Below are 13,269 nucleotides of genomic sequence, written 5' to 3'. Positions count from 1 at the left end.
CAATACAATGGCTGCTGCGATGGGGATGAAAAGGTTTATGTATCTGATATCCCTGAGTCCTCATTGCCGATGTGGGCATATCGCGCAGATGTCGACTGGCAGGACTGGGATGACGTATCCGTTGCAAGGACACTGAATTCAGATGTCAACCTGATTGCCCTGAAGGTCAACACCATGTCCAGAGCCGAATATACTCTGCGTATACCGGAACATCGGAATGATTTCCTGAAATAAATACCATCGCCATCCGCTCCTGCAAGTGGCTTATTTTTTGCCGCGTTTCTTCGGTGCCGTCAGCGCATAACTCAGTGCCAGCAGATCTTTTATAGAATCGTCCAACTCCGCTTTGCCCAGCAGGACGCTGATCCACTTTTCCTTGTTCATATGATAGGCTGGGAAATACCTGTCCTGCCCACGGAGGGAGCCGATCAGCATCGGATCACTTTTCACATTCAGCACCTCCACGATGTCATCCCCGGTAAATCCCAGTTTTTCACCGGATACCTCCAGCACAACACCGTACCATTTATCATTGTCTTTCCGGCGCAGCACCGCATTCCGATCGTGCCAGGGATATTCCGGCTCCGTACCGTATTGCTGCTGCCCCCAGTCAAATAATTCTTGTCGTGTCATAATCTTTCCTTACATATTCGCAAATATGGAAAACACTATACGCACAGGCCCCGCAACAGGGAACCAAAAGCAGGTGCATAAGCCATCTGCCGGAACAGGGCCAGTAACCCTCCGCTGTCGTAGATGGTCCGGATGCCCTGTTCCAGCCAATATGTTGTTGAATTTCTGATTGTGCCGAGCAGTGATGCGTCTAATCTCAGTCCGTTCCCGTCATAATCTGCCGGCTCATAGGCTGCCGTGCGGAGATACCCTTCAATCCGTTCTATGTTGATACAAATATCCTGTTCTCCGCATTGGTCTTTCCACGCTCCAAACCGGCGCAGGCACTTCTGTACATCGCTGACAATCACGATATTGTCTTATGTGACCGCAACATTGCGAAATTGCGGGATATACTGAAACGGAAAGCTCCGAAGTTGCTGCCGGATGCGGAAATCCTGCTTGCGGAAATGCCCTATGAACTGATTCCGGCAGTAGACCATGCAGAAAAACTGATACGAGATGCAAATGACCAGCCGATCTTAAATGCGTCGATTGTATCTGATGTGGATATTATTCTCACGGGAGATAAGGATTTTTAAGCCTTGAAATTCCCAGCGCTTCATGGCGCCGAGGTACCTTTCCACCCATTTTTCCGTGATGCGATCTCGGTTCATACGACCCTGTTCCTCGTTCGGAGCGTTATAGATGGTCTTTAGATCCTTTGCGAACTCCTTGCGGTCTTTTTCTGAGACGTATTTTAATGTGTTTCGCACCTGATGGACGATGCAGCGCTGATATTCCGCATTCGGAAAGGCTGCCTGTATGGCCTCCCGGATACCGGAGAGTCCGTCAGCGCAGATGATCAGGATATCCTTTACTCCGCGGTTTTTTAGATTGTTCAGGACAGAAAGCCAGTATTTCGAGTTCTCGTTTTCACCGACTTCGATTGTCAGGACTTCTTTTCTGCCATCGCAGTTACTGCCAGGAATAATATAGGCGGCGAGCTTCCTGATGACTCCGTTGTCCCGGACGGAGTAGTGGATGGCTTCAATGTAAAGCACCGGATATACGTCATCTGATCGCTGGGACTTCTCATAGCCAGGATGGTCATCCATCTCAGCTTCCATCATTTCTTTGATGGTGCCGCCGAGAAGGTCTTTTAGCGCCCCATGAATGTCTTGAGCAGTTTCAATGTCGTACTCCTTTAGGAACTGCTGAATGATCTGCCGTTCCCCTCAGTCATGACTACCTTGTGAACGGATTGCTTTTCTTTCCTTGTCATAAAAATCCTCCTATGAATTAAGGATATATCACAGGAGACTCTAGAGGGAATCTATCAATCTGTTTTTACAGAAAGACTTTCATACTCTCAAAGAGACGGCTTTCGCCGTCTCTCTCGGTTAATATTCTGTGCTCATTAGAAAATCTACAATATGCCTACTCCTAATGCCTTCACGACTTCATCCGGCGGCTTGCATCGGACGAGTTCTATCAGTTCTATACTGCGAGCGTCTCTCCAATAAATATCCCCAACAAGCTCCTCCCGCCTGTTTCGGGTTTCTCAGGCACTCTAAAACTGTCGATTTCAATCCCCATCAGGGATATCAACTGCCCAGTGAATACAGAGATCCGGATACCCTTCGATCGGTTCCCAGCCTTTTATCTTATTTCCGAGCCTTTGTACCTGTGCTTTCCCATCCTGAAACATCTTCATCATTTTACAGCCCCGGTGCGTCTCCGGCGCTCCGACCTTGGCACAGATAACCCCCTCCGTGAATCCGGCGTTTCGAGCTATCATATTGGCAGCAATCACCTCATGCCTGTTGCTGATCAGTCTGGCAAGACCGGGAAAGGAATCCCACATCAGGTGAAAGCGGCCGATAATCTCATTCATTACATTCTTCCTCCATTCATTCTGACCAAGAGATGATTCGATCCTCGATTTCCAGAATCTCTTCCTTTTCCGTTTTCACCTGCACCGATTCATTACTGATCAGGCTCAACGTCATCTGTTTCTCTTTATTTTTATTATACCTCATTGGGAAGTGTTGTGCTTGTTTTTTCTTTGTGCAGTATTTTCCATTCCTTCTCCCTCCACGCTGCTTTCAAGCCGCCGCAAATCCCGCGATAAATAGTGTCTGCTGAACAAGGCCTTATTCGGCAGACACTATCTATCACATCTGAACTGAATGGTTGCTCACCGGTGTTTTTTAATTATTGCTCCTTTATTCCGAGTAAAGTGCCATTCCCAAACTCATCTTTTTTTTCATAATCTCGAATGGTAGAAATATCCATCTTTCCTTCTCCTCGTGGATTTGAGATTTGCCTGATCGTTCCCTTGAACTTTCCGCTTGATAAAGATTCTCCGTTAGACTGCATAACGTCAATAAATTCTCTGACTAATTTTCCTTTATAATAAAAGCAATCTTTATTTTTATCGTAGTTCAAACCAAAAGAGCTATAAACAGAGTATAACTTTTCCAATTCATCAGGAGTAAGAGCATTCCCCTGTTCATAAGACTGTTCTCCAACCGTTAATACTTCACCTTTCCTCCGACTTTGATTTTCAGAAGTTAATGAATCGGAATAATTCTCTATATTGCTCTGATTTTCAGAAGAAACAGACGAATACCTTGATAGAATTTCTTCATATTCACTTTGTTTCATATTTCCGTCATTTACCTGTTTTTCACAAAAAGGTTTTACAACCTCAAGCATTTCATCTACTGTTTCGAAAGGTCCGAATTCTTTTTCTTCCCCATCTTGAAGTTTTATCGAAAGCGATAATAATGGACTCTTGGTTTGACCTGATGTAGCGAGTGCCATAATTACACCTACAACAAGAAATCCCGCGAGTACCGACGAGAATATCGTCACTTTTTTCATTTTCATAATTGCACCTATCCTTTCTTCAATCGAATTTTTGCTAAAATTATTACAAAGAGGCATAAGCCCCGACTTTTGTATTTCCATATCTATCAGAATATGGGCATACGATTTTTTGTTTTTTTCTCCAAATAGCTTAACCACTGTTTCATCACATACTAACTCAATATCTCTGTTAAGAAGTAAATACATAACCCAAACCATCGGATTGAACCAATGAATACTTAATGCGAGTATCATCAGCATTTTGATTAAAATATCAAAATGTTTAATATGAACATACTCATGAGTCATAATATACTTCAAAACTTCTGTATTCTCAAAATCTAAAGTGCTCGGAAGTAGGATAACGGGTTTGAATATTCCATAACTTAGTGGCGAAAAAACTTGATCGGAGCTCTGAATAAGGAGAGTTCTTTTCAAAGGGTGTTTTTCTTTCCACTCCTTGATAAATGTCATTTCCAATGGCAGAGCATTTTTGAATTTCTTGATTCCTCTGTGATATGCAATTAGGAAATATAAAACGCATAACGAGAAACCTACCATCCATAAGACTGTCCACCATGAAATAGATCCATTGTAAATTCCTTGAACGTCCACATTGTTTGTAATGTTCTCACTAACCATATCCGAAGCAACAAAAAACCTTGACAAGGCATTTATCGGCGCAGATACATATGATGTATTGCTTTGCGGTATCCAAGAGTAGACACTGAATTCAGCCGGAATGGAAATCGGAATAAGCAGTCGAAATAAAGCAAGTCCCCATAAAAGCATTAAAGTCTTTTTGGGTAATTTGTGTATGAATATGGTACGCAGTATGGTAATGATGATGATTAAGATTGTGGCGGAGATACTCATTTGTAGCAGAGTCATTCTTCTCACCTCACTCTAAGTTCTCTATAAGATTTTTCAATTTTTCAATTTGCTTTTCTGAAAGCTGCTTATTTCCAATCAGTGCGGCAAACATTTTATCAATGGAACCGTCAAACATTTTGTCAATAAACTCATTGGTTTCTGCTATCTGTACTTTCTCTTTTGGAATAAGAGCATGACACATAAAGTTCGGTTCGGAGCGTTCAATCGCACCCTTGTTGATGCACCTCTTTATTAAAGTATAGGTTGTATTCATATTCCAACCAATCTCTTCTTTCAATACATTTGAGATATGCTTGGCAGTGCAGTCTCCTTCACCCCAAAGAACATTCATCACTTTAAGTTCTGAATCAAATAATTTTACAATCATTTTTACAATCCCCTCACAGAAGACTGGAGTAGTTTCGACTATATCCTACCATGGTCTTTTATGAAGGTCAATACTACTGCGGTAGTTTTTTATACCCTAATTGCTGCAAACTGTTTATAAACGATAACAAGCTTATTGAGAACGCATTCTCTGGACAGTCCTGCCTGAAAACATTCCAAGATCAGCATCTCGAAGAGCTTCCAGTCGTCATGCGCCGGAACACCCCATTCCTCATCGTGATAACAGATGTACCGCTCATTCTTCGGATTTGCCCAGCAACAACGTATTTTCCCGTCAGCCCATTCCATTCGTATCCCGCCTTTCTGTTTTTTTCCGTGTTTTAATGCAAGAAGTTGATCGCCCTATCAATCCCGCATAATCAAATCGACAAGTACGTCGATGTGTACCTGCATCACATCAATGTACGGCACCGACAGCTCCACACCATCAAAAATCAGCGGCAGCTCCGTGCAGCCCAACACAACAGCCTGCACCTGCTCCTCCCGAATGATGCGCTCCACAATTTCTTTGAATTTCTGCTGAGTATCCGGCAAAACTTTACCAAATTCCAGCTCTGTTTCGATTTTCGTCCCAATGTAGTTCTTTTCCTTTGCGTTGGGCGTTACTACATCAATGCCGCGCTTTGCAAAGGAATTCTGAAAGAAGACTCCCTCCATGGTGGGCAGCGTTCCCAGCAGGCAGATTTTCCCGTAACCGTGCGCCACTGCGAAGTCCCGGGCAGTGTCTACCATACTGATAAGCGGTACAGGTGATGCCTTTGCCAGCTCATCAAACACAATATGAGGCGTGATACCCGTCAAGGCTCCATACTGCGCCCCGGCCGCTGCCAGATTGCTGATACCTTTCAGCAGATAAGCCGTCAATCCCGCATGGTCCTGCCTCTCGCAAAAGCCCAGAATATCAAACACGCTCAGGCTCTCGATGGCCAAATTCGGAAAAAAGCTGCGCCCTGACTTCTGCTGTACACCGTACTCAATACCCTTGTAATACACAATGGTCGATTCCGGGCCGGTACCGCCAATTAAACCGAGTTTATTCATTTCCATACCTCACATTCCAGATAGGCCTGCTCCTTCTCAAGATGGCTTGCAATAGTCCGCACCGGCATCGGATACATCAACGGCTTTGCTCCAAAATCAATTCTGCTCATTTCTTATTTTTTCCCAATTCTGCATTATTTTTCATCACCCAGGCAAATCCCTTTGCCGTCCGGACTCTGGCATTCTGGAAATGATTTCCCGGATTCCATTCCAGAATCGTCCGGATCCATCCACATCTGAGCAGCTCATACCCTTCCCGGATACAGTCACCTACTGTAGCCATCACCGGATTTCTAGTTTTTTCCTCGCGATCTCCCAGGCTCAGATACACTGAATCCGTTCTAATATCATGTCCCTTCATGTATTGCAGAAAATCCGGAAACCAGGTTGAGGGGGATGCTGCTGCAACACCTGTAAACACATCTGTCCGATAAGCCGCCCACAGAGAAAATAAGCCTGCCAGGGAATATCCACCGATGGGGTACAATTCAATTTGGATACAAGAAAACCCCGGAAAGTTTTGGTTTTCCGGGGTTTTTCGATTTGTAAAATCGCAACCGATTATCTCTTGGAGAACTGCGGTGCGCGGCGAGCGGCCTTGAGACCGTACTTCTTTCTCTCCTTCATCCTGGAATCTCTCGTCAGGAAGCCGGCCTTTTTCAGAACCGGTCTGAACTCCACATCCATCTCGCAGAGCGCGCGGGAGATCCCGTGGCGAATCGCTCCGGCCTGCCCGGTGTAACCGCCTCCTCTTACGTTGACGAGGATGTCCAGCTTGCCCTCGTTCTGCGTCAGGACAAGAGGCTGCTTCACGATGGTCTTCAGGGTCTCCAGACCGAAGTACTCATCGAGAGTTCTCTTGTTGATCGTGACCTTTCCGCTGCCCGGCATGATATAAACTCTGGCTACAGAACTCTTCCTTCTGCCCGTGCCGTAATTTCTGTTAGTCGCCATTTAGATATCCCCCCTTAAATAGAAAGCGCAACCGGCTGCTGCGCCTGATGCTTGTGCTCCGGTCCGGCATAAACGAACAGCTTCTTGTACATCTGTCTGCCCAGCGGTCCCTTGGGAAGCATACCCTTGACTGCCAGCTCAATCACCTGCTCCGGCTTCTTCGCCTTCATATCCCGAAGTGTGGTCTCCTTCATGGAACCGACATAGCGGGAATGTGTGCGGTAGAGCTTCTGATCCAGCTTCTTTCCTGTCACATGGATCTTCTCCGCATTGATGACGATGACATAGTCGCCGCAGTCAAGAAACGGGGTGAACGTCGGCTTCTTCTTTCCGCGAAGAACGGAAGCGATCTCTGATGCAAGACGCCCAAGCGTCTTGCCGTCTGCATCTACCAGATACCACTTCCTCTCAATAGTAGAAGCTTTTGCTACATAAGAATTCATAACAACCTCCTGTATGCAGGCTACTTACTCTGGTCCAGCCCTTGGACTGATTTCAGTATTTAATGTAGCCCGGGCTCTCGCCCTGCTTGCGGTATAAGTCCCCTCTTCCCCGGCCGAGTTCACCATAGGGCGCTCCCATTCCGACTGCCGCGTACAGGCGATCTGTCGAAAGAATCCTTCGGAGCAGCTGCGACTGCCTCCCGGAGAGAAGCTCCTCCCAAAAGGGATTTCGGCTGCTGCCTTCCGGGCGGTTTGGGCCCTGATTACAGCGGAAAGCGGAAAATCACAAGGGACTTATATTCATGATGATGCCAGAATATGGCATGGGCGTTTGCTGTCTGCAGGCAGACAGCTTTATTATTATACGTAATGCCCTCTTCTCTGTCAACAGGACTTTCCGGCATAAGTCCCTCTCTGCGGCAGAACGGGCGCCATTATTTCCGCTTTGCTACGAGGGAGATTCCCTTCCGGCAAAGGGGAATCTCCCTCGTAGCAAAGCGCCAGGAGGCAGAGCCCCTTTGCGGGAGCGGTGAAGCCGGCCCGCCTGCGGTCCCCCGCCGCGAGGATCTCCGGAATCTCCGCTGCCCTTCTCCTTCCGGAGCCGATCTCAAGAAGCGTTCCCGTCAGAATGCGGATCATGTGGTAGAGAAAGCCGTTTCCCTCGAAGTGGAGGATCAATTCCTCCCCCTCCTCCCGAAGGGAAAGCTCGTAGATCGTTCGGACAGCCTCCCCCCCGTGCATAAGGACCTGGGAGTCGGGATTGGCAAAGCTCCGAAAGTCATGCTCTCCGACAAGCTTCTCCGCGGCGAGTCGCATTTCCGAGAGAGAGAGCGGAAAGGAAAAGGGAAAGCAGTAGAGCCTTTTCAGGGGATCCGGAATCCGGGATCGGTCGATCCGGTACTCATAGACCTTTTTATGCGGGTTGAAGCGGGGATGGAAGTCTTCCTCTGCCTCCATAGAGCGGAGGACGCGGATGTCCTCCGGGAGACGGCAGTTCAGCGCCATCGAGAAATTCACCCCCGGGATACGGCTCTTTGTATCAAAGCAGGCGGTATTTTGTCTTGCGTGGACACCGGCATCCGTGCGGCTTGCACCCGTAAGACCGACTTCCTCCCCCGGGAGGAGTTCAGAGAGCGCGCGGCGAAGCTCTCCCTCTATCGTGCTCTGCCCCTCCTGATACTGCCAGCCGTGGTAATTCGTGCCGTCATAGGCGATATCCAGACGAATCCTTCGCATTGCAGCCTCTCCTTCTCCGAAATGAGCGGGGCAGATCCTGCGCCCTACGGAAGCGGCAGAAAGCGGCTTCCGACGCAGAGCAGCAGATAGAAGAGCATAAAGCCATAGGCCAGAAAATCTCTTTTTTCGTAGCGGAGAGGCTTCATCTTCGTTCTCCCCTCTCCCCCGCGGTAGCACCGGGCCTCCATCGCCGTTGCGAGCTCATTTGCCCTGCGAAAGGCGCTCACAAAGAGCGGGACCAGGATCGGAACCATGGCCTTCGCTCTCTGGAACATCCCTCCGCTCTCAAAGTCCGCCCCTCTCGCCATCTGCGCCTTCATGATCTTATCCGTCTCCTCTACGAGGATGGGAATGAAGCGGAGGGCGATCGACATCATCATCGCGATCTCATGGACCGGGATATGCAGGAGCTTCAGGATGGACAGCCCCTTCTCCAGTCCGTCCGTGAGCTGATTCGGTGTCGTCGTGAGCGTCATGAGAGAGCTCCCGAGCACAAGGAGGATGAGTCGGGCCGCCATCATGGACGCGATCCGAACTCCCTCTCTCGTGAGCTTCAGAAAGTAAAAATGCCAGATCACCTCTCCCGGTGTTAAAAAGAGGTTGAAGCTCACAGAAAGGAGGAGAAGGAACAGCATGCCGCGAAGTCCCTTCGTCATAAAGCGAAAGGGGACCTTGGACAGGCGGATCAGCGCCGCGAGGAGCAGCACGGCGAGGAGATAAGCGCTCCAGCTTTTAACGAGAAAGAGGGAGAGCATATACAGGAGAGTGGAGAGAAGCTTTACCCTGGGGTCCAGCCGGTGGATGACGGAATCCACGGGATAATACTGTCCTAGCGTCACTTCTCTAAGCATTTCGCTCTCCCTCCCGATAAGCGGAAAGTATCGCCTCCGCCGCTTCCTCTACGGTATCCGGCCTTCCGGGGAGCGCATAGCCTGCCCTCCTCATGTCGCGGATCAAATAGCTCATCTGCGGTGCGCCGAGCCCCATCTCCTCCAGCGCCTCGATATGAGAAAAGATCTCCTCCGGGCTTCCGCTCATTTTGAGCTCTCCTTTGGAGAGAACAAGCACCTGCTCCGCGTAGCGGGCGACATCGTCCATGGAATGGGAGACGAGAAGGATCGTCATCCCCTCCACTCTGTGGAGCTCGTCGATCTGTCGGAAGAGATCTTCCCGCCCCGCGGGGTCCAGCCCCGCCGTCGGTTCATCCAGGATCAGGACCTCGGGGCGCATGGCGAGAACACCGGCGATCGCAGCTCTTCTCTTTTGTCCGCCGGAGATCTCAAAGGGCGACTTCTCCCAGATTTCTTCGGGAAGCCCCACTCTCCGGAGCGCCTCCTTCGCCATTTCCTCCGCCTCTTCGTCGGAAAAGCCCTCATTTTTCGGCCCGAACATGACATCCCGAAGGACATCCGTCTCAAAGAGCTGGTATTCCGGATACTGAAAGACAAGCCCTACCTTGAAGCGGAGGGCCTTCCGATCGAAGCCCTCCGTCTCAATGCTGATCTCCTCCCCCTCCGGTCTCTTTCTCTCTCTCCGGAGGCGGAAAAAGAGGAAGCGCTTCTCCTCGGGAAGAAGAGGAAGCTTCTCCCGGAAGTTCACGAAGATCTCCCCCTCTGTGGCCTCGAGCAGGCCATTGAGATGCTGCACAAACGTCGATTTCCCGGAGCCCGTATGTCCGATAATCGCCGTGATCGATCCTCTCTGAATCTCGCAGTTCAGGTCTCGAAGCGCGTAGCTCTCCATCGCGGTTCCCTTTTGGTAGATGTGGGAGAGATGGGAGATTCGGAGGATCGGGTCTGTGATCTCCCGGTGCTCCGGGAGCGGGGGCTCCTCAACCTTCCCGGCGGGAAGGCAGTGTTTCAGCTCGCGGAGCAGCTCCTCCCTCGTCAGGATTCCATCCGGGAGAGGCATCCCTCCCCTCTTCAGCCGCCAGGCGAGCTCTGTGAGCTCCGGCACATCCATCCGGTAGCTTTTCAGACGTTCAATCTCCCGGAAGACCTCCCGGGGGTTTCCGTCCATGACGAGTCTGCCCTCGTCGATCACGAGGATGCGGTCCGCATTTACGGTCTCTTCCATATAATGGGTAATCAGGATAATACTGACCTTTTCCCTGCGGTTTAGGTCCTGTATCGTCCTGAGGACCTCCGCCCTTCCGCTTGGGTCCAGCATCGCCGTCGGTTCGTCCAGGACGATGCAGCGGGGGAGCATGGCCATGGTGCCCGCGATCGCCACTCTTTGCTTCTGCCCTCCCGAGAGCCGGTTGGGAGACTTCAGGCGATAGGCCGTCATCTGCACTGTCTCCAGCGCCCTGTCCACCCTTTTCCAGATCTCCGGGGTCGGAACTCCGATATTCTCCGGTCCGAAACCGACATCCTCCTCTACGACGGAGGCGATGATCTGGTTATCCGGATTCTGGAAGACCATTCCGGTCTCCTTCCGGATCTCCCAGAGAGCCTCCTCCTCCCTGGTATCACGCCCACTGACGAGGACCGTCCCCTCCGCCGGGAGCTCCAGACCGTCCAGAAGCTTCGCAAAGGTGGACTTCCCCGATCCATTGTGGCCGAGGATGCACACGAAGCTCCCCTCCTCAATCGTCAGATTGAGGTCGGAAAGGGCGCGGCTTTTCTCCACAACCTTGTCATTTTCATCCCGGCGCACATAATCATAGGACAGATTTCTTACGTCTATGATCTTCATTCTCTGCTCCACTTTCCCTCGCTGTTCAAAAGAAAGCCATCGATCCTCGTGTTCCTCGCCATCCTGCCGTCCGCATAGAAGTAGGAATAGACAGTCTGTCCGGAGCTGTCCCTCCACTCCTGCCAGCCGGTCCTCATGCGTCCGCTCGGATCAAAGAAATAGCTGCTTCCCCCGATCTTACGAAGCGTATCCCGGAGCATCGCCCCCTGGCTCTCCCCCTCCGCGGGCTCAAGATAATACCACTGCCCGTCGGACTGCAGCCAGCCGGTCAGCATTTTTCCGTCCCCGGGATCCAGGTAGAACCAGTATCCCGCGCTGTTTTTGAACCAGCCGCTCAGCATCTCCCCCTTTTCGTTGAAGCGGTACCATTTCCCGTTCCAGCGAAGCCAGGAGGAGACGGCCGGCTGAGAATTCGGATAGCGGAAGTACCACCTTCCCCCGCTTTGGTACCAGCCGACCCGGCTGCTCAGATCCTCCTGCTTCTCTCTCCCGCTCTCCCCCTGTACCTGCATCGTCCCATACTTTCCGCTTCCATTCGATACACTGGCCTCCGTTATGCTCAGGGAGGGGGATTCTGCGGCACCCGAACTTTTTCCGATTCTCTTCTGCTCCTCCGTATAGGGAATCGTCACGACACGGAAACGATATTCCCCCGCCTCCGTCATCCAGGGGTAAAGATTCTGCTTTCTCCTGTCCGTTGTAATTGTCACAAGCTCTCTTCCGTCCTTCAGCAGTGTCAGTTCATAGTAAGAGGAGTCATTTTTCGGAGCGTTCCAGGCCGCAAGCCCCATCACATCCCCGCTCCAGGCAAGCCCCTCCGCCTCTCCATATTTTCCGGAGACCGGCCGAAGCCTGAGGCAGAGCTCCAGGCGATCCGAGCTCAGCGCCCTGACACTGACAAATTCCGCATTCTTCACATGGACATTGGATGAGCTGTAGGAACCGCCGAAGCGATAGATCAGCTCATAGCCGTCCTGCTTCTCCCTCGTCTGTGCGGACAGCGTGAGTATAAGCTCCGGGGCGCTCCCCACAGAAAGAGGAGCGGAGGCAATATTTCCATCCTGCCACCTCACGGCGGCCACACTGTATCTTCCGCTGTCTCCCGGCGTAAAATCCGACTCCCGAAGCTCCGGCAGCTTTTCCCCCGGACTCAGGTTCCCAAGCTCCGAATTCACGTCGATGCGGATCGTTCCGATGGTACTGTAACGGTCCGCCGCAAGAAGCATGGTCCCTCCCATCAGGAAAAGAAGGAGAAAAAGCAGGATCCCAAAACACTTTTTCATATTCCGCCTCCTCTTACGGTAAACAGCCATGCAGGTCCAGCGCGAAGGATAATGACACTCCTACAGTATAGCCCAAATGGAAGCCGAAATATAGGGCTTTCTCGAAGCGCCGATATTTCATGAAAAACGGACAGGATCCGTCTTTTGACAAATCTTGTCCGTTCACTTCACAGAGGACGCTCCCGCTTTCCATAAATGACGAGGCATCCGCTTCGGCCCGATCGGCCCTTTCTTTTATCCTTTATCCTTCAGTGCTCCCGCTCCGATCCGGAGGGGAAGCGGCCTTGATGCATCAGACCAGCTCCAGCAGGACCTCCATCGCGGCATCTCCCTTCCGGAGTCCGACCTTTACGATTCTGGTATAGCCGCCCTTCCTGTCCGCGTACTTCGGGCCGTATTCTTCAAAGAGCTTCTTTGGAAGATCCACCTTCTTCGCGTCCTTTTTCCTCCGGCCCTCGATCACCACAGGGACATAGGTCTCCGCAAGGATCTTCCTCCGGGCAGCCAGACGGGAGGGCTTATCCTTCTTGATCGTCTTCTCTACGGTGTCGTAGACCGTGCGCCTCTTTCCGTCCACAAGCTCCTTGACTCTCTTCCCGGACGCGTCCTTCCTCGGAACCTTCGCCTGGATGCTGACCTCTTCGAAATTATCTCTCTCCCGGATGCCAAGGGTAATCAGCCTTTCAATCTTCCTCCGGACCTCCTTCGCTCTCGCCTCGGTCGTGAAAATCCGGCCGTGCTCAAGAACCGCGGTGGTCTGTGCGCGGAGAAGAGCCTTTCTCTGGCTGCTGTTCCTCCCTAACTTTCTGTACATTCCCATACTGTTTCTTTCCTTCCGTGCTTTTTAG

At 50.8% G+C, this 13,269-nt stretch carries 15 protein-coding genes and 2 pseudogenes; 2 read left to right on the top strand and 15 right to left on the bottom strand.

Annotated elements, in window-relative coordinates:
- Positions 1–234: pseudogene (locus HMPREF1986_RS13415) on the top strand (hypothetical protein); the annotation flags it as partial.
- Between the two features lie 30 nt (positions 235–264).
- On the opposite strand, the gene HMPREF1986_RS11360 reads toward HMPREF1986_RS13415, so the two are convergent.
- On the bottom strand, positions 265–633 hold the full coding sequence (locus HMPREF1986_RS11360) for an MmcQ/YjbR family DNA-binding protein (RefSeq protein ID WP_021774984.1): 369 nt from the start codon (positions 631–633) through the stop codon (positions 265–267).
- Between the two features lie 293 nt (positions 634–926).
- Here HMPREF1986_RS11360 and HMPREF1986_RS13800 point away from each other — a divergent pair, with 293 nt between their 5' ends.
- Positions 927–1,214 carry a PIN domain-containing protein gene (locus tag HMPREF1986_RS13800; protein WP_242837384.1) on the top strand — a complete coding sequence of 96 codons (288 nt, stop codon included), beginning with the start codon at positions 927–929 and terminating at the stop codon, positions 1,212–1,214.
- Between the two features lie 9 nt (positions 1,215–1,223).
- Here the strand turns inward: HMPREF1986_RS13800 and HMPREF1986_RS11355 are convergent.
- The 14 genes and pseudogenes from HMPREF1986_RS11355 to HMPREF1986_RS13795 all read right to left on the bottom strand — a co-directional run.
- A pseudogene (locus HMPREF1986_RS11355) lies at positions 1,224–1,897 on the bottom strand (IS256 family transposase); the annotation flags it as partial.
- Positions 1,898–2,200: 303 nt separating this feature from the next.
- Positions 2,201–2,509: a hypothetical protein gene (locus HMPREF1986_RS11350; RefSeq protein ID WP_021774980.1), complete on the bottom strand. Its 309-nt coding sequence runs from the start codon at positions 2,507–2,509 to the stop codon at positions 2,201–2,203.
- A gap of 320 nt (positions 2,510–2,829) precedes the next feature.
- Positions 2,830–4,362 carry a M56 family metallopeptidase gene (locus HMPREF1986_RS12680; protein WP_242837386.1) on the bottom strand — a complete coding sequence of 511 codons (1,533 nt, stop codon included), beginning with the start codon at positions 4,360–4,362 and terminating at the stop codon, positions 2,830–2,832.
- A gap of 25 nt (positions 4,363–4,387) precedes the next feature.
- Positions 4,388–4,747: a BlaI/MecI/CopY family transcriptional regulator gene (locus HMPREF1986_RS11340; protein ID WP_021774977.1), complete on the bottom strand. Its 360-nt coding sequence runs from the start codon at positions 4,745–4,747 to the stop codon at positions 4,388–4,390.
- An 89-nt stretch (positions 4,748–4,836) separates the two neighbouring features.
- Positions 4,837–5,055, bottom strand: coding sequence for a DNA-3-methyladenine glycosylase I (locus HMPREF1986_RS11335; RefSeq protein ID WP_021774976.1), 219 nt, complete (start codon positions 5,053–5,055; stop codon positions 4,837–4,839).
- Between the two features lie 57 nt (positions 5,056–5,112).
- Positions 5,113–5,814, bottom strand: a complete 702-nt coding sequence (locus HMPREF1986_RS11330) for an aspartate/glutamate racemase family protein (RefSeq protein WP_021774975.1) — start codon at positions 5,812–5,814, stop codon at positions 5,113–5,115.
- A gap of 100 nt (positions 5,815–5,914) precedes the next feature.
- Complete coding sequence (locus tag HMPREF1986_RS13330) at positions 5,915–6,229, bottom strand: hypothetical protein (protein WP_196806134.1); 315 nt, start codon at positions 6,227–6,229, stop codon at positions 5,915–5,917.
- A gap of 140 nt (positions 6,230–6,369) precedes the next feature.
- Complete coding sequence (gene rpsI / locus HMPREF1986_RS11320) at positions 6,370–6,762, bottom strand: 30S ribosomal protein S9 (RefSeq protein WP_009216369.1); 393 nt, start codon at positions 6,760–6,762, stop codon at positions 6,370–6,372.
- A 14-nt stretch (positions 6,763–6,776) separates the two neighbouring features.
- On the bottom strand, positions 6,777–7,205 hold the full coding sequence (rplM, locus tag HMPREF1986_RS11315) for a 50S ribosomal protein L13 (RefSeq protein WP_009216368.1): 429 nt from the start codon (positions 7,203–7,205) through the stop codon (positions 6,777–6,779).
- 384 nt (positions 7,206–7,589) lie between these two features.
- Entirely contained in the window at positions 7,590–8,441 is an 852-nt protein-coding gene (gene truA / locus HMPREF1986_RS11310; protein WP_021774972.1) for a tRNA pseudouridine(38-40) synthase TruA, read from the bottom strand.
- 44 nt (positions 8,442–8,485) lie between these two features.
- The gene (locus HMPREF1986_RS11305; RefSeq protein WP_021774971.1) at positions 8,486–9,292 is read right to left on the bottom strand and encodes an energy-coupling factor transporter transmembrane component T family protein; all 807 of its coding nucleotides are present in this window, start codon (positions 9,290–9,292) and stop codon (positions 8,486–8,488) included.
- A complete protein-coding gene (locus HMPREF1986_RS11300; RefSeq protein WP_021774970.1) occupies positions 9,285–11,138 on the bottom strand; it encodes an energy-coupling factor transporter ATPase in 1,854 nt (617 codons plus the stop codon). Before HMPREF1986_RS11300 ends, HMPREF1986_RS11305 begins: the two co-directional genes overlap by 8 nt.
- The gene (locus HMPREF1986_RS11295) at positions 11,135–12,421 is read right to left on the bottom strand and encodes an N-acetylmuramoyl-L-alanine amidase family protein (protein WP_036600480.1); all 1,287 of its coding nucleotides are present in this window, start codon (positions 12,419–12,421) and stop codon (positions 11,135–11,137) included. The genes HMPREF1986_RS11300 and HMPREF1986_RS11295 overlap by 4 nt, the downstream gene beginning before the upstream one ends.
- Before the next feature lie 292 nt (positions 12,422–12,713).
- Positions 12,714–13,241 carry a bL17 family ribosomal protein gene (locus HMPREF1986_RS13795; RefSeq protein ID WP_009216361.1) on the bottom strand — a complete coding sequence of 176 codons (528 nt, stop codon included), beginning with the start codon at positions 13,239–13,241 and terminating at the stop codon, positions 12,714–12,716.
- Positions 13,242–13,269 lie beyond the last annotated feature (28 nt).

The organism is Oribacterium sp. oral taxon 078 str. F0263 (assembly GCF_000469565.1).
In the GTDB taxonomy this organism is placed as follows: domain Bacteria; phylum Bacillota; class Clostridia; order Lachnospirales; family Lachnospiraceae; genus Oribacterium.
This window is presented reverse-complemented; position numbering and strand designations above follow the sequence as displayed.